20 protein-coding genes are annotated in these 23860 nt (G+C 70.5%); 9 read left to right on the forward strand and 11 right to left on the reverse strand.

Annotated features, from left to right (window positions below; all coding sequences use genetic code 11):
• Window positions 1-9: 9 nt before the first annotated feature.
• Window positions 10-705 carry a GntR family transcriptional regulator gene (locus tag ACZ3II_RS35760; protein WP_465523747.1) on the forward strand — a complete coding sequence of 232 codons (696 nt, stop codon included), beginning with the start codon at window positions 10-12 and terminating at the stop codon, window positions 703-705.
• 70 nt (window positions 706-775) lie between these two features.
• Window positions 776-2185, forward strand: a complete 1410-nt coding sequence (locus ACZ3II_RS35765) for an Ig-like domain-containing protein (RefSeq protein ID WP_465523936.1) — start codon at window positions 776-778, stop codon at window positions 2183-2185.
• 7 nt (window positions 2186-2192) lie between these two features.
• Here ACZ3II_RS35765 and ACZ3II_RS35770 read toward each other — a convergent pair whose 3' ends face one another.
• The 3 genes from ACZ3II_RS35770 to ACZ3II_RS35780 all read right to left on the reverse strand — a co-directional run bounded on the left by ACZ3II_RS35770 (window position 2193) and on the right by ACZ3II_RS35780 (window position 7289).
• Window positions 2193-3854 (reverse strand): DNA repair helicase XPB, encoded by a 1662-nt coding sequence (locus tag ACZ3II_RS35770; protein WP_465523749.1) that lies wholly within the window; start codon window positions 3852-3854, stop codon window positions 2193-2195.
• Window positions 3855-3992: 138 nt separating this feature from the next.
• Window positions 3993-4859, reverse strand: coding sequence for an RpnC/YadD family protein (locus ACZ3II_RS35775; protein WP_465523752.1), 867 nt, complete (start codon window positions 4857-4859; stop codon window positions 3993-3995).
• A gap of 72 nt (window positions 4860-4931) precedes the next feature.
• Window positions 4932-7289: a helicase-associated domain-containing protein gene (locus ACZ3II_RS35780; RefSeq protein WP_465523754.1), complete on the reverse strand. Its 2358-nt coding sequence runs from the start codon at window positions 7287-7289 to the stop codon at window positions 4932-4934.
• 80 nt (window positions 7290-7369) lie between these two features.
• On the opposite strand from ACZ3II_RS35780, the gene ACZ3II_RS35785 reads away from it, so the two are divergent.
• Genes ACZ3II_RS35785 through ACZ3II_RS35795 form a run of 3 tightly spaced genes read left to right on the forward strand, consistent with a single transcriptional unit; the run spans window position 7370 to window position 8626 of the window.
• Window positions 7370-7570 carry a hypothetical protein gene (locus ACZ3II_RS35785; protein WP_465523756.1) on the forward strand — a complete coding sequence of 67 codons (201 nt, stop codon included), beginning with the start codon at window positions 7370-7372 and terminating at the stop codon, window positions 7568-7570.
• Window positions 7567-8193 carry an HAD family hydrolase gene (locus ACZ3II_RS35790; RefSeq protein WP_465523758.1) on the forward strand — a complete coding sequence of 209 codons (627 nt, stop codon included), beginning with the start codon at window positions 7567-7569 and terminating at the stop codon, window positions 8191-8193. Before ACZ3II_RS35785 ends, ACZ3II_RS35790 begins: the two co-directional genes overlap by 4 nt.
• 46 nt (window positions 8194-8239) lie before the next feature.
• Window positions 8240-8626: a cold-shock protein gene (locus ACZ3II_RS35795; RefSeq protein WP_043522675.1), complete on the forward strand. Its 387-nt coding sequence runs from the start codon at window positions 8240-8242 to the stop codon at window positions 8624-8626.
• Here ACZ3II_RS35795 and ACZ3II_RS35800 read toward each other — a convergent pair.
• A complete protein-coding gene (locus tag ACZ3II_RS35800) occupies window positions 8623-9432 on the reverse strand; it encodes a 1,4-dihydroxy-6-naphthoate synthase (RefSeq protein ID WP_465523760.1) in 810 nt (269 codons plus the stop codon). The genes ACZ3II_RS35795 and ACZ3II_RS35800 overlap by 4 nt on opposite strands.
• A gap of 126 nt (window positions 9433-9558) precedes the next feature.
• Here ACZ3II_RS35800 and ACZ3II_RS35805 point away from each other — a divergent pair, with 126 nt between their 5' ends.
• The 3 genes from ACZ3II_RS35805 to ACZ3II_RS35815 are packed head-to-tail and all read left to right on the forward strand — an operon-like array spanning window position 9559 to window position 14119.
• A complete protein-coding gene (locus ACZ3II_RS35805; RefSeq protein WP_465523762.1) occupies window positions 9559-11583 on the forward strand; it encodes a hypothetical protein in 2025 nt (674 codons plus the stop codon).
• Window positions 11580-12755 carry an MFS transporter gene (locus ACZ3II_RS35810; RefSeq protein WP_465523764.1) on the forward strand — a complete coding sequence of 392 codons (1176 nt, stop codon included), beginning with the start codon at window positions 11580-11582 and terminating at the stop codon, window positions 12753-12755. Before ACZ3II_RS35805 ends, ACZ3II_RS35810 begins: the two co-directional genes overlap by 4 nt.
• 11 nt (window positions 12756-12766) lie before the next feature.
• Complete coding sequence (locus ACZ3II_RS35815; protein ID WP_465523766.1) at window positions 12767-14119, forward strand: GH1 family beta-glucosidase; 1353 nt, start codon at window positions 12767-12769, stop codon at window positions 14117-14119.
• Here ACZ3II_RS35815 and ACZ3II_RS35820 read toward each other — a convergent pair.
• Both ACZ3II_RS35820 and ACZ3II_RS35825 read right to left on the reverse strand, forming a co-directional pair.
• Window positions 14104-14700: a TetR/AcrR family transcriptional regulator gene (locus ACZ3II_RS35820; RefSeq protein WP_465523768.1), complete on the reverse strand. Its 597-nt coding sequence runs from the start codon at window positions 14698-14700 to the stop codon at window positions 14104-14106. The genes ACZ3II_RS35815 and ACZ3II_RS35820 overlap by 16 nt on opposite strands.
• 446 nt (window positions 14701-15146) lie before the next feature.
• Window positions 15147-16325: an MFS transporter gene (locus tag ACZ3II_RS35825; RefSeq protein WP_465523770.1), complete on the reverse strand. Its 1179-nt coding sequence runs from the start codon at window positions 16323-16325 to the stop codon at window positions 15147-15149.
• A gap of 209 nt (window positions 16326-16534) precedes the next feature.
• Between ACZ3II_RS35825 and ACZ3II_RS35830 the strand changes: the two genes are divergently transcribed.
• Window positions 16535-17416: a hypothetical protein gene (locus tag ACZ3II_RS35830; protein WP_465523772.1), complete on the forward strand. Its 882-nt coding sequence runs from the start codon at window positions 16535-16537 to the stop codon at window positions 17414-17416.
• Window positions 17417-17434: 18 nt separating this feature from the next.
• On the opposite strand, the gene ACZ3II_RS35835 is transcribed toward ACZ3II_RS35830, so the two are convergent.
• The 5 genes from ACZ3II_RS35835 to ACZ3II_RS35855 all read right to left on the reverse strand — a co-directional run bounded on the left by ACZ3II_RS35835 (window position 17435) and on the right by ACZ3II_RS35855 (window position 23792).
• Window positions 17435-18481 carry an NlpC/P60 family protein gene (locus ACZ3II_RS35835; protein ID WP_465523774.1) on the reverse strand — a complete coding sequence of 349 codons (1047 nt, stop codon included), beginning with the start codon at window positions 18479-18481 and terminating at the stop codon, window positions 17435-17437.
• A 22-nt stretch (window positions 18482-18503) separates the two neighbouring features.
• Entirely contained in the window at window positions 18504-18989 is a 486-nt protein-coding gene (locus tag ACZ3II_RS35840; RefSeq protein ID WP_465523776.1) for a poly-gamma-glutamate biosynthesis protein PgsC/CapC, read from the reverse strand.
• On the reverse strand, window positions 18986-20263 hold the full coding sequence (pgsB, locus tag ACZ3II_RS35845) for a poly-gamma-glutamate synthase PgsB (RefSeq protein ID WP_465523778.1): 1278 nt from the start codon (window positions 20261-20263) through the stop codon (window positions 18986-18988). Before pgsB ends, ACZ3II_RS35840 begins: the two co-directional genes overlap by 4 nt.
• Before the next feature lies 1 nt (window position 20264).
• A complete protein-coding gene (locus ACZ3II_RS35850) occupies window positions 20265-22475 on the reverse strand; it encodes a HAMP domain-containing protein (protein ID WP_465523780.1) in 2211 nt (736 codons plus the stop codon).
• Window positions 22476-22586: 111 nt separating this feature from the next.
• On the reverse strand, window positions 22587-23792 hold the full coding sequence (locus ACZ3II_RS35855) for a CapA family protein (RefSeq protein ID WP_465523782.1): 1206 nt from the start codon (window positions 23790-23792) through the stop codon (window positions 22587-22589).
• Window positions 23793-23860: the final 68 nt, after the last annotated feature.

Consider the following 23860-nt stretch of genomic DNA (forward strand, 5'->3'; position numbering starts at 1 on the left):
CTGTGTCCCGTGAAGATCCCCGCGTATCGGCGCATCGCCGCCGACCTGGCCGACAAGATCCGGAGCGGGGTCTACCGGCCCGGTGACGCGCTGCCGGCGCAGCGGGAACTCAGTGCCCAGTACGGCGTGACGCTGATGACCCTGCGCCAGGCCCTCCAGCAACTGCGCGACGACGGGCTGATCCTGCAGCAGGCCGGGCGGGGGACGTTCGTGGCGCCGGTGCAGGCCGCGTACCGGGTCGACACGCTGCGCAGCTTCGTCGAGGACCTGAGGGAACAGGGCCACGACGTGACGACCGAGGTGATCTCGGTCACGGCCGAGGGCGCCGGCCTGCGCCTGGAACGGGTCCGGCTCCTCGGCGACCAGCCGGTGATCCATCAGACGTCGTGGATCCCGGAGCCGTACGGCGCCCGGATCGCCGCCGAGAACTTCCGGCGGACCTCGCTGTACGTGGCACTGGCCGACGCCGGCGCGATGATCGTGCGCGCCTCGGAACGGATCGTTCCGGGGCTGCTCACCGAACCGGTCGCCGGTCACCTGCGGCGGCCGTCAGGTGAGGCGGTCTTCGTCAGCGAGCGGACCACCTACGCCATGGACGACCAGGCGGTGGTGGTGGACCGCGCGGTGATCCTCGGCGACCTGATGGAGATCCGCGCCGAACGTGCCGCCACCCGCCTGTCGCTGCAGTGGGGAGCGAGTCTCTAGATCGACTTCTGGCGATTCCGCGGCGTATTGTGCCCGGGCAGCCAAATTTCAACGGGGAGCCACTGTGGGCATGCTGCGTTTCGCCGCGATCGCGGCGCTTTCCAGCACCTTGATTCTTTCCAGCACCGGGCCGGCGTCAGCCGTCGACGAGCCGGTCGACGTCGCCGCGCCGACGGTCACCTCGACCGGCTTCACCGACGGTCAAGCCATCAGCCGCAACCCCTTCCTGACTCCGGTGGTCAGCGACGATGTCGGCGTCAGGTTCGTGGATGTCCTGGTCGACGGCACATCAGTACGTCGCGCTTCGGCCACGCAGGCGCGGGACGGATTCACCGTCAACGTCGCTGACATTCCGCATGGCACCGACTTCGATCTCACCATCCGTGCCCACGACACCACCGGCAAGACCGGTGAGATGACCACCCGGGTGCGGCTGGACGACGAGTTCCCGGCCGCCGTGTTCCCGTCGATGAGCGGCACGATCCTGCACGGCCAGGTGGAACTCCGAGTGTCGGGCGTCTCCGCGGACACCGCGCGCATCGTGCTGAGCGACATCTACGGGCGCGAGGCGAGCCGCGTCGAGGCGGCGCCCTGGGTCCTGCCCTGGGACACCCGGATCACCGGCTCGACGGTCCACTTCGCCGTCGTCGACCACGCCGGCAACACGACCAACTACTACTCACGTAAGTACAAGGTGGACAACACCGGGCCGGAGATCAGCGGCATCGACCATCTGGTCGGTCCCGGGCGGTCCCGGCTCGTCGTGAACGCGACGGACGTCTCCGGTGTCGACCGGGTCGAATGGTGGATCGGCGGCACCCTGCGGTCCACCGCCTGGAGTTACGAGCACGACTTCGGCCGGACCACGCGGATCGTGCCAGTGACCGTCCACGCCTGGGACGAGCTGGGACAACAATCGACCCGCACGGTCGACGTCCAGGTCGACGCGCAGGCGCCGGTCGTCACCTGGGTCGCCCCGGCGAACAACACGCTGATCCGCGGCAACCGGATCAGCACCACGATCCGGGTCAGCGACAACCTGGGCTACTTCCCGTCGGCCGTGCTCTCCGGCACCGACAAGGAACTGTCCGGCACGGTCCTCACCGCGGTGCGGACCAACATCCCGGAGGGCCGGTGGCCCCTGATCTGGGACGTCCGGGACAGGGCCGGCAACCGCGTTCAGACCCAGCGGACCGTGATCGTGGACAACACCAAGCCGCTCCTGAGCATCACCAAGGCGCCGGCCAACAACGCGAAGGTCAAGGGCACGGTCCAGGTCGCCGCGGCGGCGTGGGACCGCAACGGGATCGCCCGGGTCGAGCTGGGCATCAACGGCAAGATCGTCGCCGCGGATGTCACGCCTGGTTACGCGTTCTGGATCAACACCGCGAAGTACGGCACGACGTTCAAGGTGCAGCTGCGGGCCTTCGACCGGGCCGGCAATGTGATCTACACGCCGGCCCGGACCTGGAAGCGGTGACCCGGCCTCAGTCGACGGTCGGCAGCGGCGGGCCGAGGACGTCGTCCGCGTCGACGATCTTGTAGGCGTAGCCCTGTTCGGCGAGGAAGCGCTGGCGGTGGGCGGCGTACTCGGTGTCGATCGTGTCCCGCGAGACGACCGTGTAGAAGTGCGCCTGCCTGCCGTCACCCTTCGGCCGCAGCACCCGGCCGAGACGCTGCGCCTCCTCCTGCCGGGAACCGAACGTGCCGGACACCTGGATCGCCACCGCCGCCTCCGGCAGGTCGATCGAGAAGTTGCCCACCTTCGACAGCACCAGGGTCCGCAGCGAGCCGTCCCGGAACGCGTCGAACAGCCGCTCCCGCTCCTTGTTCGTCGTCGAACCCTGCACGATCGGGGCGTCCAGGAACCCGCCGAGCTCGTGCAACTGATCCAGGAAACCGCCGATCACCAGCACCTGCTCCTCCGGGTGCCGGTCGACCAAGGCCTTCACCACGGGCAGTTTGGTCCGGGCGGTGGCCGCGACCCGGTAGCGTTCCTCGGCCTCGGTCACCGCGTACGACATCCGCTCGGCGTCGGTCAGGGTGACCCGCACCTCGACGCACTCCGCCGGGGCGATCCAGCCCTGCGCCTCGATGTCCTTCCACGGGGCGTCGTACCGCTTCGGGCCGATCAGGGAGAACACGTCACCCTCCCGGCCGTCCTCGCGCACCAGCGTGGCGGTCAGCCCCAGCCGCCGCCGGGCCTGCAGGTCAGCGGTGAACCGGAAGATCGGCGCCGGCAGCAGGTGCACCTCGTCGTAGACGACCAGGCCCCAGTCCCGCGCGCCGAACAGGTCCAGGTGCGTGAACGCGCCACCGCGCCGCGACGTGAGCACCTGGTACGTCGCGATGGTGACCGGGCGGATCTCCTTGCGCTCGCCGCTGTACTCCCCGATCTCCTCCTCGGTCAGCGTGGTCCGGGCCAGCAGCTCCCGCTTCCACTGCCGGCCGGCGACCGTGTTGGTCACCAGGATCAGCGTGGTGGCCTTGGCCGTCGCCATCGCGGCCGCGCCCACCAGCGTCTTCCCCGCGCCACAGGGCAAGACCACAACCCCTGAGCCTCCGGCCCAGAAACCGTCGACCGCCTCTTGCTGGTACGACCGGAGCGTCCACCCGTCCTGCCTGAGGTCGATCTGGTGCGCCTCGCCGTCCACGTAACCGGCCAGGTCCTCGGCCGGCCAGCCCAGCTTGAGCAGCGCCTGCTTCAGCCGGCCGCGCTCGGACCCGTGCACCAGGATGGTCTCGTCGTCGATCCGGGCGCCGAGCATGCCGGCCAGCTTCTTCGACTTCGCCACCTCGATCAGCACGATCTTGTCGAGGCCGCGCAGGACCAGCCCGTGCACCGGGTCGTTCAGCAGTTGCAGGCGACCGTACCGATCCATCGTCTCGGCGACGTCCACCAGCAGCGCGTGCGGCACCGGGTAACGCGAGAACTTGATCAGCGAGTCGACCACGCTCTCCGCGTCGTGCCCGGCCGCCCGGCTGTTCCACAGGCCCAGCGGGGTCAACCGGTACGTGTGCACGTGCTCCGGTGACCGCTCCAGCTCGGCGAACGGCGCGATCGCCATCCGGCAGGCCTGCGCGTCCGGGTGATCCACCTCCAGGAGAAGGGTCTTGTCCGACTGCACGATCAGTGGTCCGCCGCTCACGCGTACACCCTCCGAAGAGCCGAAATACCGACCCTCCAGTTTGCCACGAAATTCGTCTACAACCTTTTGCCCCCGTAGAGCGTCGGTATTAACGGCCGGGTCGTGCGTCAAACGGGGGCGCACGACCCGACAGAACCCCTACTTCCCGACAATCAGGGCGTTGAGATCGTTGAGGTCGCCGAACGCGGCCTGCTCCACTGCGCCGTTCCGGTTCTTCTCGATGAGCTGATCCGCGATCAGCGTGGCCTTGGTGTGAGCGATTCCGCGATGCGTCAGGAGCTGGATGGCGCTGTTTCGGGTGCCCTCGACGCGTCCTTCGTCGATGAGCTCGTCCTCCCAGGTCATCTCACCTTTGTAATTCGGCATGCCGGCCTCCCTCAGGGCTCTCTCGATATCTTCTCGCTTCATCACCACCGCGGCAAAGTCCAGCGTGGTCGTCATCAGGTCGCGGGCAAGGGACTCGGATCCGGCGGATCGTGCGACTCGCATGACCTCGGCGAGCCGGGCCATCTGGCCGTCGTCGTCGTGGACAGGGGCGAGCATGGCCCATGGCGCGGTCAGTGGATCACCGAGCGCCACTGCCGGATCGAGGTCTCGGGCGTAGTGGGTCTCGAACATGTAGACCAGCTCGGGTGGCTCATCGATCCTGCTCGGTGAAGTGCCTTGACCGAGGACGATGACGTGCTGCTTGATCCTTTTGTCGGCACAGGCGGGTTCGACCCGCAGAAGGCTGCGGTAGATGAGCATCCGGTCAGCCATCGCCGGATCCGCCCTGCGCTGGAATTCGAGGTGCAGGACGAGGTCCTCGCCGGTGATGACCAGGTCGGCATTTCGCCGGTCGACGTGCACCTCGGCGAGATTGAGCTCGGTAGGCCCGGTTCCGGGTCGTTGCGGCACATCGATACCGAAGACCCGCCCGAACAGAGCCGGGTTCCTGTTGACGATGCGTTTTGTGGCTACGTCGTACTGATTGGCTGCAGGTGCGATCGCACTGCCATCCCCCATGAGGTGATAAGCGACTAGCTGCGTGGAGCCTATAGGCTCCACGCAGCTAGTCGCAAGGCAGTAGGCGAGGGACTATTCCTCCGTGACGGCGGCGGTGATGCGGTGCAGGGCGAACGTGTGCAGGCTCTCGCCGCGTTCGTCCTCGGCGCGGAGGTAGCCGGCGGACAGGGAGACCGGGCGGACCAGGCGGGAGAGGGTGGCGCCGTGCGAGTCGACGTACCCCACCCAGACCCGGGCCTTGTCGCGGACCGCCTGCTGGAGCACCGCCATCGCCTGGGTGTGCTGCTGGACCGCGGTCAGGCCGGGGATCGCCTGGCCGTGCGCGGCCCGGACGGTGACCGGGGCGCGCCGGGCGGCCCGGGTGGCGATGTCGCCGCGGCGCAACTGCTCGACCACCCCGGCCAGGCGCGGGCCGACCAGCACGGGGGTGGACGGCTCGGCGATCCGCGGTGAGCGGCTCGGGGACCGCCGCGCTTTCGGCCTGGTCAGCACGGTGGTGCCGCCGGCGTCCTCGGCGACCGGGGCGTACCCGGCCTCGCGCAGCGCCCCCAGCAGCCGGGCCACCGGGCGGGGGCTGACCAGCACGGTCGGCGCGATCCGGCGCAGGTCGAGGGTGCCGACCCGTTTGTCGGCGAGCACCTCGGCGAGCAGCGCCTCGTCGTCGCTGCGCAGGTAGGAGCCGGCCGAGCCGCTGCGCAGGCCGCCGTGCCGCCGGGCGGCGTCGTCGATCAGGTAGGTCAGCGTCTGCGGGACGGGGGTACGGGATCGGCGCCGGAACAGTTCGTGCAGGTCGGTGGCCTGGTAGCCGATGTCGAGGGCGCGCCGCACGCTGGCCGGGGTGACCCGGAAGACGCTCGCCGACTCCTGCTCGGTGAGCACGTCCAGTTCGGTGGCCAGGTCGGGTTCGGGCGGGCCGGGCACGATCACGGTCAGGTCGGCCTGCACCAGCAGGTGATCGACCGGGGCCGGCAGCAGCCGGTCGAGGGCGCTGACGGCGTCGGCGTGCGCGTCCTCCGGGTGCACCCCCAGCGGGTCGGTCCCGTCCGGTCCGGAGTCGTTCAGGAGCAGGCGGGCGTACGAGGTGAGCGCGCCCAGCCCGGTGATCCCCAGCAGGGCCGCACCGGCGTACGCGTCCCGGTGTGCCGTCTCCCGGCCGCGGGCCCGCCGGGGCGCCTGCCAGGACAGCAGCGCCAGCAACTCGTCCGGAGCCGGTGCCGCGCCGGTGTCCAGGTCGGCGAGCGCGGTCAGCGCCTCCCGGCGGGCCTGCGGGGCGCCGGCCCGTTCCGCGTCGGGGGCGAGGGCGTTGATCGGCCGGTCCCGTTCGTCGCGGCGGCCGACCAGGCCCGGCTGCCGGGTCATGGTGAGCCAGGCCCGGGCCAGGGCGCCCCAGCGGTGCGCGATGCCGGTGGCGCGCCACAGGTCGTACGCCCCGGTGGGCAGGAACAGCTCCTGGTTGGGGCCGGCGTCGGATTCGCCGAGCAGGCCGGCCGCGTACGCCGTCTCCACCAGCAGGGCCGTCCCGGCTTCGTCGGTCCCGGCGGCCTTGGCCAGCCGTTTCAGGTCGCGAACGCCGAGCCCGCCGGTCCGCAGCACCGGCGCCGGCTCGGCGGCGAGGGACTCGAGGACCGCCTCGGTGGCGCGGACCGCCTCCATGGTCTGCCCGGCCCCGGCCGAGTCGGCGGACTGCGGATCACGCGACGGCCCGCCGGGGACCGGCGGAAGCGGCCGCAGCACCCCGAGCGGGCCGGTCTCCCGGCGCAGCAGCATGCCGACCTCACGGGGGAGTTCGACCAGCTCACCGTCGGGGCGCGGGGCCCGGCCGGCCTCCGAGACCGGCACCAGGACGTGCTGCTCGACGAGCCACCGGACCGGCTCGGCGACCGTGTTCTGATTGAGTGCTCCGACCGGCGGGCCGGCGGCGAGCCGGTCCAGGACGGCGCGGGCGCCCGGGGGCGCGGCGAGCACGGTCCGGCGCAGCTTGGCCCGGTCGGCGCAGAGCGCGGCGGCCCGGGCGTCCAGGTAGTCGGCGGGACGGCCGAGCCCGGCGGGGTACGGCGAGGTGACCTCGTCGACGGCGCCGACGACCTGCAGCGCCTCGGGCGGCCCGTGCAGCAGGAACCGCACCCGGAGCCGGTCGATCGCCACCCGGACGTCCTCGGCGGGCGCGGCCGCGGCGAGTTCGAGGATGGCGTCGACCGAGGTCAGCGCGGTGTCGGCGGCCCGGCTCAGGCGGGCCGCGTCGAGGATCACGAGGGTGAACTCGTCCAGGCCGTCCAGACAGCGGGCGACCGAGTTACGGGACTGTGCGCGTACGGCGAGGGCCGAGATGTCGGCGGGCACCGGAACGACGAGATCGGGGCGCAACTGTATGAGCGCGCCCAGCGCTTCGTCGGGCAGCGACCGGAGTTGATCGGCGAATGTGGTGGCCATCGTCTTCAACGCTAACGTTCATGGGACGATAGTGGTTGGTCCGGGCGTGGCCGGGCCTTCGATCTTCAGGAGGACCGAAAGTGGCGAAGGGGATCACGGCGGGCAGCTCGACGCCGGCGAACGAGAACACTCACCTTCGCGGCGTGGACATGAAGGGCAAGATGGACGTGTCCGAGCTTCTCTCCGACCGTGCCGCCGCCCCGTCCCCGTTCGGCGACGACCAGAGTTTCCCTCTTCCGGTGGAAAGCCTGAGCTACCGGGCCTCCAGCCGGCACCCGTGACGGACGCGGTCGGTTTCGACCTGGACATGACCTTGATCGACTCCCGGCCGGGCATCCGGGAGACGTACCACGCGCTGGTCGCGAAGACCGGCGTGCACGTCGACGCCGACCTCGCCGTGTCCCGGCTCGGTCCGCCGCTGCGGACCGAGCTGCGGCACTGGTTCCCCGAGGAGCAGGTCGAGGAGGCGGTGACCACGTTCCGGGGGCTCTATCCGGATCACGCGGTCCTGCCGAGCCGGCCGACCCCGGGCGCGGTGGCGGCTCTGGACGCGGTCCGGGCGGCCGGGTTGCGGGTCGTGGTGGTCACCTCGAAACTGGGCCGGCTGGCCCAGCTGCACCTGGACCACCTCGGGCTGCACGCCGACGAGCTGGCCGGTGACCTGTTCTCCGAGGGCAAGGCGGCCGCGCTGACCGAGCACGGCGTCCGGTGGTACGTGGGTGACCACGTCGGCGACATGGTCGCGGCCCGGACCGCGGGCGTCCCAGGGATCGGGGTGGTGACCGGCCCGTGTTCCGAGGCCGAGTTGCGGGCCGCCGGCGCTTCGTACGTCTTGCCGGATCTGACCGTGTTCCCGGCGTTACTCAGTGAGATTGCAGTTGGGCCGGAAGCGTCCGGTGGATAGCCTTGCCGTGAGCGGTTGTGTCCATTGAGTGAAGTTGAGGTCAGCGGTGCCCACGGGTCGAGTGAAGTGGTACGACGCAGCGAAGGGATTCGGTTTCGTCACCAGTGATGAGGGCGGAGACGTTTTCCTTCCCAAGGGTGCGCTGCCGGCGGGGGTCACGGAACTGAAAACGGGCCAGCGGATCGAGTTCGGCATCGTCGACAGTCGTAAGGGAGCGCAGGCTCTCGGCGTGAAACTGCTGGATGCCCCGCCGTCCCTGGCCGAGTTGCGCCGCCGCCCGGCGGATGAGCTGGCCAGCATGATCGAGGACATGATCAAGGTGCTGGAGAGCTCGGTGCAGCCGTCTCTGCAGCGTGGGCGCTACCCCGACAAGAAGACCTCGCTGAAGATCGCGCAGCTGGTGCACGCGGTCGCCCGCGAGTTCGAGATCTAGATAAACGACGGAACAGCCGGCGTGAGACCCGCCGCCGCCGCACGCCCCAGCAGGGCGTCGGCGGCGGCGAGTCCTTCTTCGCCCAGTTCCAGGGTGAACTCGTTGACGTACAGCTCGATGTGCTGCTTGACCACCGCGGGCTCCATCTCCTGCGCGTTGGCGAGGATGAAGTCCTGGCCGGCGGCCGGGTCGCGCCAGGCGTGGCGCAGCGACTCGCGGATCCATCCGGTGGCCTCGGCCGGGTCGACGGCGCCGCGTTTGGCCAGGATCGCGCCGAGCGGGATGGGCAGGCCGGTGTCGCTCTCCCACCACTCGCCGAGGTCGGCCAGGGCGGTCAGCCCATATCGCTGGTAGGTGAAGCGGGCCTCGTGGATCACCAGGCCGGCGTCGAACCGGCCCTCGGCCACGCCCGGCATGATCCGGTGGAACGGGACGACCTCGATGCGGGCCGGCGGCTGATCGGCGGCCCAGAGGCGGAACAGCAGGTAGGCCGTGGTGCGGTCGCCGGGGACGGCGACGGTGGCGCCGGTCAGGTCGGTGCGCCCGTTGCTGAGCACCAGGGGGCCGCAGCCGCGCCCGAGCGCGCCGCCGGTGGGCAGCAGCTCGTAGTCGCCGAGCAGCCAGGGCAGCGCCGCATAGCTCACCTTGACCAGGTCGAACCGGCCGTCGAGGGCGGCCGTGTTGGTGACGTCGACGTCGGCGAAGGTCAGATCGACGGGCGGGGCCCCGCTCACCAGCCCGTGGATCAGGGCGTGGAACACGAAGGTGTCGTTGGGGCACGGGGAGACCGCCAGTGAGAGCGCCACGCCTCACACGCTAGCTCTCATCCCGCTCCAGAGAAAAATATTCACGTCTCCCTCTGGCCTCGAAGGTGTGACCGTTCTTACACTCCAATTTTGTTGGATCAAGTGATCGACAAAAGGGGGTGCCGCGTGACTCGTTCGCTGGTTGCGGGCGTCCTGGTGATCGGCCTCGTCGGTGGGCTGCCCGCGCCCGCCTCCGGAGCTGCGAACTGGACGCCCGCCTACGACCTGGAGGGCGCCTGCGTCACCCTCCAGGCCTTCAACGGATCCACCTCGCTCGGCCACGTCTGGAAGGACTCGGTCGGCTACGGCTTCGGCGCGGCTGCCAAGGCCGAGCCGTTCCGCTTCGAGGCCACCGCGCTCGGCCGTTACCTGCTCCGCGACGCCGACGGCGCCCCGCCGTACCAGAGCGTGGTCAACTGGGTGTGGGCCGGCGGCGAGTACGGCGCCCGGGCCGACTGGACGATCACCACCGACGGCAGCCGCCACAAGTTCGTGAACACCTCGACCGGCCAGCAGATGGGCTCCTACCTGGGCGGGCTCGGCACCGGCGGGGCCACCTTCGCGCTCGCCCCGGCGACCGGCTGCGCCGCGATCCCGGACATCGCCACCGGCGTCAGCGGCACCCCGGCCCCCGGCGTCGGCGCGAACGGCAAGCTGGTCGGCTGGATCGACGCGCACGCGCACATCACGGCGGCCGAGGCGTTCGGCGGATCACTGCACTGCGGGGACGCGTACGCCGCCGGCGGCGCCCCGGTCGCCCTGAAAGGCTGCGCGTCGCACGCCACCCTCGGCTGGGGCGCCCTGCTCGAGGCGATCATCGCCGGTACCGACCCGGTCGCCTCGGCCGAGGACGGCTGGCCGACCTTCGGCGACTGGCCGCAGCACGACACGATGCTGCACGAGGCCTCCTACTTCCGCAGTCTGGAGCGGGCCTGGAAGTCCGGCCAGCGGGTGCTCAACGTGCTGCTGGTCGCCAACCGGGTGATCTGTGAGCTGACCCCGGAGCACACCTCCTGCGACGAGATGGATCAGATCCGCGCGCAGGCCACCTATCTGCGCAAGATGCAGGACTATGTGGACGCCCGCAGCGGCGGCCCGGGCAAGGGCTGGTTCCGGCTGGCGAAGACCCCTGCCGAGGTACGCCAGATCGCCGCCCAGGGCAAACTCGCCGTCACGATCGGCGTGGAGAACTCCGAGATCTTCGGATGCCGCGAGATCAACGGCGCCGCGCAGTGCACGACTGCCGACATCGACGCCGGGCTCGACGAGCTGGCGGCGATCGGGGTCAGCGGCCTGTACCCGGTGCACAAGTTCGACAACGCGTTCGGCGGCACCCGGTTCGACGAGGGCACGACCGGCGCGGCGATCAACGTCGGCAACCTGATCTCCACCGGGCACTGGTGGCAGGCGACCAACTGCACCGGGCCGTCGGACAACGAGCAGCCACTGGTCAGCGACGACATCGCGAAGCTGCTCCAGCTCGGGGTCAAGCTGCCGGCCGGCACGATCCTGCCGGTCTATCCGAGCGGGAAGATCTGCAACACCCGTGGGCTCACCGCGCTCGGAACGTACCTCGTCCAGGAAATGATCGACCGCGGCATGATCATCCACATCGACCACATGGGGGTGAAGACCGCGTCAGCGGTCCTGGACCTGGCCGAACAGGCCGGATATCCCGGGATCGCCTCGGTGCACACCTGGTCCGACCCGGCCCTGATCAACCGGATGCTGGGGCTCGGCGGCTTCCTCGCCAGCTACGCCTTCTCGGCCACCGACGACGGCCAGGACACCGGCACCTTCCTGGCCGAATGGCGTGGCCACCGGGCTCTCGCCAACGGCTCGAGGATCACCGGGTACGGGGTCGGCACCGACGTGAACGGTCTGGGACCGCAGGCCGCTCCCCGGCTGAACGCCGGGTCCAGCCCGCTCACCTACCCCTTCACCGCCATCAACGGAACGACGGTCGGCAAGCAGGTCTACGGCAGCCGGACCTTCGACCTCAACACCGACGGCGTCGCCCAGTACGGGCTGTACGCCGACTGGATTACCGACCTGATCAACCAGGCCGGGGCGGACGGGCCGCTGCTGCGGACACAGCTGCTCAGCGGGGCCGAGGCGTACACGGTGATGTGGGAACGGGCGCGTGGATGACAGCTGTCGTCGAGTCCCGGGTCGGCCGCGGCTGGATGGCGGCGTACGCGCTGGCCATGGTCGGTGTCGCGGCCGGCTGGTTCGGGCCGATCCAGATCCTGCTCCCCGAGCAGGCGGCCCGGCTGGCCGGGGACGACGGCAAGGAGGCCCTGCTCGCCCTGGTCACCGCGTGGGGCGCGGGAGCGTCCATGGTGGCCAACCCGCTCTGGGGCGCGCTCTCCGACCGGCTGCGGGCCCGCCGGCCGATCTTCGTGGCCGGGACCGTGATCGGGGTCGCGGGACTGATCGTTCTTTCCGGGGCGGACACCACCGCGACGATGATGACCGGCTGGATCCTGGTGCAGGTGGGCCTGAACGGGCCGCTGGCCGCGCTCGCCGCCCTGATCGGCGATCGGGTGCCGGAGAGTCAGCGCGGCACGGTCGGCGCCCTGTTCGGGGTCGCCCAGATCGCCGGGGTCATCCTCGGGACGGCAGTGGCGGTCGCGGCGGGTGACGCGACGATCGGCTACCTCGCGGTGGCGATCGCCGTCCCGGCGCTCGGCGCGGCGCTGCTGATCATCAACCGGGAGAGTCCCGTGCTCGAGCGGCGGCGAGGGCGGATGCGGTGGCCGGGCGGGCAGTTCGCCTGGGCGTGGCTGATCCGGTTCCTGCTCAACCTGGTGAACGCGCTGGTCCTGGTCTACCTCCTGTACTACCTGTCGGACCAGGTCGGCGTCGACGACGCGGCCACCTGGGTGCTGATCCTGACCGTGGTCAACGTGCTGTTCGCGGGGATCTTCGGGTTCGCCGGGGGAGTGCTGTCCGACCGCTGGGAGAGACGCCGGATCTTCGTGGTGGTGGGCGCGATCGTGCTCGCCGCCGGCACCACCCTGATGGCCCTCGTCCCGGTCGTCCCGGTCGTGATCGTCGCCTCGGTGCTGGTCGGCGTGGGGTGGGGCGCCTACATCGCGGTCGACATGGCGATCCTCACCCAGGTCGTGCCGGACGCCGAGACCCGGGCCACCATGCTCGGCGTCGCCAACGTCGCCGGAACCCTGCCGCAGATGCTCGCCCCGGTGCTGGCCGCGCCGATCGTCACCGCGCTCGGCGGTTACCGCGTCCTGTACCTGGTCACGGCGGCCATCGCGCTGGTCGCGCTGGCCCTTCTCCCGCGCCTTCGGGCGATTCGCTGAAAGGTACCGCCTTGTATCCCCAGTTACCCGCCGGATTCCGGTTCGGCATGTCGACGTCGGCGTACCAGATCGAGGGCGCGGCCGACGCCGCCGGCAAGGGCCCGAGCATCTGGGACACCTTCACCGCCCGCCCCGGGACCGTCGTGCACGGCCAGGACGCGCGGGTGGCGATCGACCACTACCACCGGTACGAGTCGGACATCGCGCTGATCGCCGCGGCCGGGGTGCAGGACTACCGGTTCTCCTTCTCCTGGCCGCGGGTCCTGGCCGGGGACGTCGCCTTCTACGACCGGCTCGTCGACGCGATCCTCGGCGCGGGGCTGCGGCCGGTGCCGACGCTCTACCACTGGGACCTGCCGCAGGAGCTGGAGGACGCCGGCGGCTGGATGAACCGGGACACCGCGTACCGGTTCGCCGACTACACCGGGACGCTCGTCGCACATCTGGGCGACCGGGTCCGGCACTGGATCACCATGAACGAGATGAACGTGCACACCCTCTACGGGTACGCGCTCACCGACCACGCCCCGGCGCGCGGGCTCGGGCTCGGGGCGCTGCCGGCGGGGCACCATCAGTTGCTCGCGCACGGGCTGGCGGTGCAGGTTCTGCGTACCCAGCCGGCAGTTTCCGTCGGGATCGCGAACCAGCACTTCCCGGTGACCCCGGCCGGTGACGATCCGGCGGACGTCGCGGCAGCGACGCTCTTCTCCGAACTCACCAACTGGACCTTCTCCGACCCGATCCTGCGCGGCGAATACCCGAACGAGCTGATCCGGGCCGGGATCGGGACGCCGGACACCCAGCTCGACCAGGACCTGGAACTCATCCGGGCGCCGCTCGACTTCTACGGGGTCAACTACTACGAACCGACGATGATCGAGGCGCCGCGAGCCGGGAAGGACTACAGCGGTGTGCTCGAAGTGGACATTCCATCGGACATGCCGTTCTCCCCGGTGCCGGTGAAGTGCGACGAACGTACCGATTTCGGGTGGGCGATCGTGCCATCCGGGCTGACCGAGATCCTGGTGACGCTCCACGAGCGCTATCCGAACCTGCCGCCGGTGATCATCACGGAGAACGGGGCGTCGTTCCACGACGCGGGGCCCGGGCCGGACGGCCGGGTCGCCGATCCCCGGCGCATCGGCTATCTCGACGCCCACCTGCGGGCGGTGGCCGATGCCATTGCCGCGGGGGTACGGGTGGACGGGTACTACGTCTGGTCGGCGCTCGACAACTTCGAGTGGGCGGCGGGGTACGAGCAACGGTTCGGCCTGATCCACGTCGACTACGCGGACCTGTCCCGTACGCCCAAGGACTCCTACTACTGGTACCAGTCGCTGATCGCGGCTCAGCCGCGCAACTGATCCACGAACTGGTTGGCGAGGCGGGACAGCCGCTCGGCGCGTCCCTCCTCGGCCCAGCCGTCCACCAGGCTGAGCAGGGTGCTGCCCTCGACCAGAATGATGAAGTCGTCGATCACCGCCTCGTCGTCGACACCGGCCCGCAGCTCACCGAGCTCCCGCGCCTCCCGCAGACAGTTCCGCAGGTGCACCCGGATCTCCTGGTGCGAGGACCGCCGCGAGTCGGCCAGCCGCGGATGCGACAGCGCCGCCCCGGCGAACGCCACGTTCACATGCGCGTCCGCCGCCCGCTCCTCGTCCAGCGGCAGCACCGCCTCCAGGGCCGCCCGCAGCCCCTCCAGCCCGAACAGGTCGCCACCGATCCGGAAGGCCCGCTCCACGATCCGGTCGTACACCGCCTTCTGCGCGGCCACCAGGATGTCGCCCTTGCCGCCCAGGAAATGCGCCAGCACGCTCAACGAACATCCGGCCTCGTCGGCGATCGCCCGGGTGGTGGTGCCCTCGACGCCGCGCGCCCGGACCACCCGCCAGGTGGCCGCCAGCAACTCGCCCTGTCGCTGTTCGCGATCCACCACCTTCGGCACGCGCCCAGCTTGCCACAGCCCCGTCAGCCGCGGACGCAGCGTGTGGAGTTGCGGCGCGTATGACGGCCGAACTCCACACGCTGGGTGGCGCTTTGGGTGTGTGGAGTTGGGGCGCGTATGACGGCCGAACTCCACACGCCGGGTGGCGCTTTGGGTGTGTGGAGTTGGGGCGCGTATGACGGCCGAAATCAACACGCGGGTTGGCAGCGGTGCGGCGGGGCGTGACGTCGAGCGGTTGCCAGTTTTGTTCGGCTGGTTCTCATGGCTGTCTCGGCACTGCCGAGACAGCCATGAGAACCAGCCGGGGGTGACCGGGACGGGCATGCATGAGCCGCACCCGCGGGGTGACCGGGAGGGGGCGCCTGCCGTGGCCGCCGCGAGGCACGGGACGTCGTGTGGCCCGTACCGGAGCATGGTGTGGGAGAAGCCCGGCGGACCGCAAGCGATCAGGTGGGTTTGGGGATGGGGGTGATCACCGTGAGGTTGCGGAGGCGGCGGGCCAGCGGCAGCGTGGCGACCACCGCGAGCACCGGGATCAGGAAAGCCCAGCGCAGGCCGATCGGTTCGGAGAGCGCGCCGAGCAGGACCGCGCCGAGCAGCGCCCCGCCGTAGTTGAACAGGTTCACCTTGGCGATCACCTCGTCGCTGCTGCCCACCGCGGCCTCGCCGGCGGCGCTGAACGCCAGCGGCACCAGCACCCCGACCCCGACCCCGGCGATCGCGAAGCCGGCCACCGCCGCACCCACCGCGGGCAGGGTGACGACCAGTCCGCAGCCTACGCCGCAGACGGCCAGCGAGCCGACGGCGAGCAGCGTCCGGCCGGTCCGTGGCACCACGTGGTCGGCGACGAGCCGGCTGACCAGGACGGCGCCCTGATAGGCGGCGTACCCCAGCGGGGCGACGGAGGCCGCCGCGGCCAGCGAGTCCTGCAGGTAGACCGAACTCCACGTGCTGACCGCCGAGTCCACCAGGAACGCTGTGAAGATCAACATCCCGCAGACCAGTACGACCGGTCGTACGCTCCCGCTGCCCTCGGCATGGGCCACACTGGACCGCAGCGTCCGCCCGGGTTCGAACAGCCGCCAGCCGACCGCGCCGACCAGGACCGCGAACCCGGCCGCCGTCCCGACCGCCAGCGCGGCGCCCGCACCCGACTCCAGCGAACCCGACATCAGCAGGGCGGCGGCGATCGCGGCGGCGGTGTACGCGGCGAACAACCGGCTCATCACACTGCGCCCCAGCCGGGCCTGCACCAGCACCCCCTGCATGCTCAGCGAGGCGTCGACCGCTCCGAGGCCCAGCCCGTACGCCAGCAGGATCGCGGCGAAGACCGCGTTCGGCGACCAGAACGTCGTGCCGGCGAGACCCGCCCCGACCAGGAACAGGCCCGAGGCCAGCGCGTACCGGCTGCCCCATCGGGCCGCGACCCGGTCGGCCAGCACCGACCCGCCCGCCGCGGCCACCACGACCAGCAGCAGCAGCGCCGAGACGAAGGTGTCGTCGATGCCCTGCCGGTCCTTGAACGTGGGGAGGGCGGTGACCACGGCGGCGTACCCGAGGCCCTGCGCGGCATAGCCCGCGCCGATCAACCGGGCCCGTGCGCCGGCCGACATGACGTCCTTCATCGAATGCCCTCGCTCCGCGGTAGGCGATGGTGGTGCCGGTCACACATTCGTTCAGCGCAGCATGCCGGTCGAGATCGTCAACGGCAACGACTTCCGTGTTACGGCTTTCGCGCGCGCCCGCCGCCCTCGTCGATGATCAAGGCCGGGGTGGCCTCGACTAACCTGCATGGGTGTACAGCCCGACGCCGCGATCCCAGCCGACTCGACGCATGCTGCTGACCGCGGCGGCGGCACTGCTGGCGGCGGGCTGCGGCGACACGACAGCGGGCGGGACCGCGACACCGGCGCCGTCCGCCGACCCCGCGGCGCTGCTCGGTGAGCTGGCCGAGGGGTTGTCGCCGGAGAACCCGTACCGGGACCCGGTCGCCGCGGAGCGCACGGCCGGCCGGCTCGCAGCCCGGTCGCTGGTCGACGAGGTCTCCGACGCGGAACGGGACCGGCTCTTCGCGGAGATCGGGTTCGGCGTGCACCGGGGCACGGAACCGGGGACCGGGGCGCCGTTCGAGCTGTACCTGGCCTCCGGCACGGACGACCGGACGTGGGGCGCCGTGCTGCGCAACCCGGCGGAGAAGCCGCGGATCGTCCTGGAGGTGCCGCATCCGGGCTTCGACATCAACACCGAGCGGCTCGGCCTGGACCTCTACCGCCGGGTCGACGGCGGGGTGCTGCTGATGGCCGGCGCGCACCGGCAGGCGGCCGGGGCGTCGGCGGACGTGGCGCACAACGATCGTTCGATGTTCCACGTGCTGGCGGTGGAACTGGCCCGCAACGGGCTGGACCAGGTCCAGTTGCACGGTTTCGCCGACAAGAACCTGCCGAAGTCCGACGCCGTGGTGTCCACCGGCTCGGCGCCGATCAGCCGGTTGGCCCGGGACATCGCCGACGGGCTGGACCAGGCCGGGATCCGTACCTGTCGGGCGTGGTCACGCGGGTGCGGCTCGCTGGAGGGCCGGACCAACGAGCAGGGCCGGGCCGCGGTGAAGAACAGCGACGTCTTCGTCCACCTCGAGATGAACTACGCGATCCGGAAGGACGAGGCTTCCTGGGAGGAGACGGTCGCCGCGCTGGCCGGCCAGATCAACGGGAGCTGACCCGGCCGGATCCCGCGGTCAGAGCCGCCGGGCGGTGCGCCACCGCTGCGCCCAGTAACCGGTGCCGTCGAGGATGGACTCGCCGCCGAAGTCCCCCATGGTCGGCCCGTTGGCGCCGCTGCGGCTGGAGATGAAGCGGTGGTGGCCGCGGTCGTCGACGCCGAGGTACATCCCGGAGTGCTCGATGTGCTTGCCCTTGAGCGGACCGGCGTTGAAGAACAGCAGGTCACCGGGGAGCAACCGGTCGAGCTCGCGGGCCCGGGCGCCGGTGTTGGGCATCAGCAGGGTGCCCGGGCCGAAGGCGGCCATGGCGATGGCACGGCGCGGCAGGCCCGGACCCGGGCTGTTGGTGCCGCGCAGCGGATAGCCCAGGCGGTAGCCGTAGACCATCCGGAGGAAGCCGGAACAGTCGAGACTGCGGATGTGGCTCGCGGTCGGCTTCTCCTTCTTGTCGGAGAAGGTCCACGAGACGCCCAGGTAGTCGTAGAAGTCGGAGTTCTCGGCGCGGCCGTCCGGGTCGATGTCGGAGAGCGGGCCGAACGCGGCGTCACCGGAGTACTGCCGGCCCGTCGCATCCTTCTTCGGGGCGGCGACGTACGTGTATTCGATGGCGAGACCCAGCACGTCGGGGGACCTGTCGGTGCGGGCCTTCGCGTACCAATTGGTGAACCACTGCTGCCTCTCGGCGCCCTGACTCCACTCGCGTGGCGCGAGGCGTACCCAGAGACTGGTGTGGATCTTGGCCTTGGTGTAGCGCGGCTCGGCGATGGTCCGGCCCGGCCCGACCAGGTGCACGGTGCGGGAACCGTCGGTCATGGTCGCGAGGACCGTGCCGTCCGGGCCGATCATGCGGGTCCGGGCCGGTGCGGCCAGCCGCTGGTAACGGATGCCGGAGGCGTCGGCCGGCACGGCCATCGCGGCCGGCGATCCGAGACTGATCTCGATCGTCTCGGTCATCGTCGACCGGACGGTCACGAACGCGAAGAGGCCGGCGGCGGAGAGCATGGCCCCGATGACAGCGGTGACGAGCGCCGCCCGGCCCCGCGAGTAGGTCTGGTAGTTCATGGCGCTTCCCTCGTCGGCTTGCTCAGGTCACCGGCACGAGACCGGCCACGACGCCGCTGAAGGCGACGCCGTAGGTGATCGCGGTGACCACCAGGGTCGCCAGCACCGTCGCCTTCGGCGGCTGCCGGACGAGCTGGTAGGTGATCAGGCCGGGCGCCACGAAGCCCAGCGTCTGGTGCGCGAACAGCAGCGGCAGGTCCCGCTGGACCAGCACGAACAGGGTCATCTGCAGGAAGACGCTGAGCAGCACGATGGCGGCGAACAGCCGCTTGCCGTAGAGGATCACGGTCTTCTGCATGAGCTTCGTGAGGAGGAAGGTGACCACGGTCATCACCACGATCACGCCCGCCTGGATCGGGTCCTCGATCAGCGCGAGAGCCAGCCAGCCCGGCGTGATCATTCCGCCCGGCGAGAGGTTGGTGGTCAGATAGCAGAGCAGCGCGAAGACCAGACCGATGCCGAGGCAGGCGGTGGCAAGCTGGGCGCTGAGTTCTCCCCCGAATGTCACCGGTGAGTCCTTTCCAGGAAGACGGTACGGTCGAGCTCGTCGAATCCCGGCGTCGTCGAGACGCGCAGCATCGAGTCGGATCGGGCGCTGCTCTGCGGTTCCCAGCTCGGCAGCGCGGCCAGTTCGTGCAGCAGCACCTCGCCCTGCCCGTGGATGTTGCCGACGGCCACGATGGACGCGTCGTTGTCGGTCGCGCCCATCAGCTCGGCGAGCAGCTGCTCGGGCGGCATCTTGCCGCCCAGGTCGAGCACCCGGCCCTGCAGCTCCGCCGGGACGTTGACCCGGGCGCTGCGGGTCATCTCACCGATCAGCACGATCCGCTGCGGCTGGATCCGCCCGGAGAGCGTGCCCATCTGGCCGTTGCGCTCCACCCGGTCCGGCCGGCAGTTGATCACCATCGTCAGCGGCCGCTGGATCAGGCGCTGCTTCTCGAGCTGCTCGATGTTCATGAAGGTCGACTCGGGGTCGTTGGCGGCGAAGATGTTCGCGAACCGGACCCGCTTGTCCCGGTAGAGCACCCGGGCCACGGACAGCACGCCCGGGTCCGGCGGCGCCGACCACATGCCCTGCAGCGCGCTGCGCCGGTCGACACCCAGCTGGGCGGCCACGGCGAGGGCGATCGCCACGTTCTCCTTGAAGGTGATCCAGCCGAAACCGGCCATCTCCTGATCGGTCACCGACTCCGGATCCACCTTGACCAGCCGGCAGTTCCGCTTGTCGGCCTCCTCCTGCAGGATCGCGAGCCGGTCCTGCTCGGCGGTGATGCAGATGCCGCCCTCGGGCATCGACCGGCTCAGCGACCGGGCCACGTCGTCGAGGGTCGGGCCCATCTCGGCCAGGTGGTCCTCACGCACGTTGCAGAGCACGCCGATGTTCGACTGGATCAGCTTGCTCTGGTTGATCTCCTGAAGCGCCGGCATCACCGCCATGCACTCGATCACCAGGGCGTCCGGGTGGTAGACGGCGGCCCGCCGCACGATGCCGATCTGCTCCACCACGTTGGCGATGCCGAACTTGCGGTGCACCGGCTCCTCGCTGGCGTCCGGGAAGATGAACCGCGCGGCCGTGCCGGTGGTCTTCGCCACCACCACCTTGTCACCGCCCCGCAGCGCCCCCGCGCAGAGCCGGGTGATCGAGCTCTTGCCCCGGATGCCGTTGACCAGCACCCGGTGCGGCAGCTTCCGCAGGTTGGCGTAGTGGTTGCGCTGCTCGATCACGCCGGCCACGAGCAGCGCGAGACAGCACAGGCTGAAGACGGTGTAGAGGTAGAGCATGTCAGCCCTTCGCTGCCCGGGTGTGCTGGCCGCGTGCCGGGGCATCCCGGTACGGCATGACGGTGGTCCGGTCCGGCCCGGCGCCTCGCAAGCGCAGCGCGCCACCGAAACGGGCCGAGCCGGTGTGCCGTACCTGACGGCAGATCTCCAGACAGATGGCGACCGCGCCGATGTCGTCGTGACGCTGCGGCGGCACCGGCTGGTCCAGGTCACCGCCGCTCATCCGGTCGGCGAACATCGCCAGCCGCCGCAACGGCTGGACGAAGATGTAGAACTGCCAGACGTGGGTGAGCAGCACGATGCCCACGACAGCGGCCGCGACCAGGAGCGTCCACCGGCGTTCGATCGTCTTGGACAGGCGCAGGCCGGCCACGTTCTGCTCGACCACCACCGCCCACTCCAGATGCGCGACCGTCGTCGGCTCGGTCAACCCGAAACCGGCCGCCAGGGCGGGCTTCCCGTCGGCGTCGGCGCCCCGGCCGGCGGTCAGGCCGGGCAGCGCCTCGACCGCCACCTGGCGGGCCAGATCGCCGGTCAGTTGCTGGAAGCCCACATAGCCCTCGGAGTCGAGGATCGTCCGCAGGCCGGCGTCGACCACCCGGACCCGGCCGTCGACCCGGCGGATCAGGGTGAGCATCCGGTCCGGGTCGAACTCGCCGACGACGGCGTTCCCGTCGGACCGCTCGTTGTAGGCGAACACCACCGGCAGCCGGTCCACGGTGGAGTCGAGCTGGATGCCGATCTCGCCGGGCAGCGGCCCGGCCGGGCGCAGCGGGTCACGGCCGGCGGCGCTGAGCACCTTGCCGGCGGCGTCCACCAGGTAGAGGGCTCGCAGCCGGCTGTCGCCGGCCAATTCCTTCTCGAGGGTACGACCGGTCGCCGCGCTGTTCCCCGGATCGACCGCCTGCGACGTCCGGGTCACCGTGGACAGTCCCTGGTTCAGGAGGTTGCCGAGCGCGTACCCCGCCGTCTCCGCCCGGGTCTCCTCGTCGCGGACCAGCTGCACCGGGATCGCCGGATGCGACTCGCGGGCCACCATCGCCACCGCCGCCACCGGCCACAGCAACGCGATCACGACCGCCAGTGCCAGACCCTGGGTGACGGTCGGCCGCCACCCCTTCTCGTCGGGCATCCGCGCACCGACCGTGGTGGCCAGCGCCCGGGCGATCCGGTGCGCCTCGCGGATCCGCAACGGGCGGCGGTCCCGGGGCGGCGCGCCGCTGGCGTCGTCGGTCGCCTGTTCCAGCAGCTGCCGGACCGGCCGGGTCAGCGCCCCGCGCATGACGGCGAAGCTGAGCAGCGTCACGACCAGCAGGCTGAGCCCGAGCAGGAGGCCCTTGACCAGCGAGGTGCCGCCGCTGACCGGCGCGATCAGCAGGGCGGCCACGGCGAGGCCGGTGCCGTCGATCGGCGCCGAGGTGACGACGAGGCGCTGATCCGGCCACTCGGTGACGACCACCTCGCGGCTCTGCCGGGTGGTGGCGCCGGCCAGGCCCGCGAAGACCTTCGCCTGGTGGGCCGGGTCGATCGCGTGGGCGCCCTGCATCAGGGTGCTCTTGCCGTCGGCGGTGAGCAGGTGGATGCCGTGGCGCGCGTCCGGGTTGAGCCGCAGGTTGCGCATCGTGATCGGCTGCAGGGCCAGCAGCGACCGGGTCGCGTCGACGACGGCGCTGAAGACCAGCATCGGGCCGTCCGCCGTCGTGATCGCCGTGGCCGTGCCGGCCGGAAGCGGGGTGGGCAGCAGGTTCAGCGGCACCGCGGAGCCCTTGGCCGCGACCGGCTGCCGGGTCGTGGTGTCGACGACAGCGGCACCGGTGACCGCGGAACCGTCACCGACCGCCCGGGCCGCCAGGTCCGCGGGCGGTGTGCCGCCGCCGCCCTCGGCGATCCGGCCCAGCTCGCCCGACTTCGCCCGGATCTCGGCCTCGATGTTGCCCGCCAGCTTGGACACCACGTCGCGCTGGGAGTCCGCGATCGCGGGCAGCACGGCGGACCGGGCGTTGACGGCGAGGCCGAGAACGGCGACTACCACCACGAACAGCGTGGTCCAGAGGAAGATCAGGGAAGGGGCGCCGGTGCCGGCCGGGAACGCCGCCGCCGGCAACTGCTGACCGAGCGCCCGGCGCCGCCAGGCGAGCAGCTGCTCCTGCTCACCGGCGAGCTCGGCAGCACGAGCGGAAAAGAACTGCTTCGACATTTCCGGCACTGCCACGACTGCCTTCCATTCATTGTTACGGCAGCCCATGCACGTGTTACAGGTCTAGCCCCCGAAGTCGCCGCGAGACTAGCAACCTTTCCTTCCATGGCAGAAACGCGTGACCCCTCATCGGGACTTTCCTGTGCCACGAATCACCAGCCCGGCGGTGTTCGCGCCGCGGGACAGCAGGTTCCCCTCAATGCGTTCCACCGCGGCCTCATAGATGCGGCGACGGCCCGGTGCCAGATTCGGATCCGCTAATTCCCGTTCGAGATCGACAAGACGGACATCTGGATTCAGATCAACAAACGTCGGAATGGCCTCGAGAGCAGCCACCTTCCAGCGATTCGTCGCTTTTGCGGGGCTGAACGTGACCTTAATCATCGCTCCGTCCCGATTGGAGTTGACCGGCTCCGCGTGACGGGCGATCTGATTGCCCATGCCGTAGATGACCCAGGTGTCACCGATTCGTTCCACCGGCTGCACGACGTGCGCGTGATGACCGAAGATGATGTCCACGTCGTCGATCTTCGCGATCTCCCGTGCCCAGTTCTGCTGGTCCACGTCGGGCTCGTGCTCGTACTCAGTGCCCCAGTGCATGCTGACCACGACGATCTCCGCGCCCGCGTCCCGCGCCGCCGCCGCGTCCTTGCGGATCTTCTTGACGTCGATCAGGTTCGCCACCCACGGCATACCGGCCGGAGCCGTCAGGCCGTTGAAACTCTTGGTGTAACTCAGGTGACCGACCTTCACGCCCTTCACCGGGTAGATCTTCGGCACCTTCGCCTCGGCCGCCGACCGGTACGAGCCGGTGTGCCCCAGCCGTGCCGCGTCCAGCGCGTCGAGAGTCCGCTTGATGCCGTCGTACCCCTGGTCGATGCTGTGGTTCGACGCGGTCGAGCAGCCGTCGTACCCCACCTCGCGGATCGCCGGCACGATCTCCCGCGGCACGCTGAACTTGGGGAACCCGATGTACGGCCCGCCCGCCGGGGCCACCGCCGTCTCCAGATGGCACAGCGACAGATCAGCGCCGGCGATCGCGTCCTTCGCCGGCGCGATCATCGGCGCGAAGTCCATCGGGCCGCCGCCGTCCCGGCTCGCCTGATGCCACATCTCCGGGTGCACCAGAATGTCGCCCGCCCCGAGAATCGAGACGGTACGCCCCGGCAGTTCCGCCGTGACGCCGACCGGCCGAACCGAACCGATCGGTTCCGGCGCGCCGGTGTCCCACGGGCCCAACGCGTAAATAGCTCCGGACGCCAGCGCCACCGCGGAAAGGCAACCCAACGTCGCCTTGAGCGGACTGGAACCGGATTGAGAAGTGCTTGCCACCGCGACAGGCTAGACGGCGTTGCCGGTTCCTATGCAGGTCAGTGACGCGGCTTCATTTGCCTGCGTGG

Source organism: Actinoplanes sp. NPDC019969 (assembly GCF_055562375.1).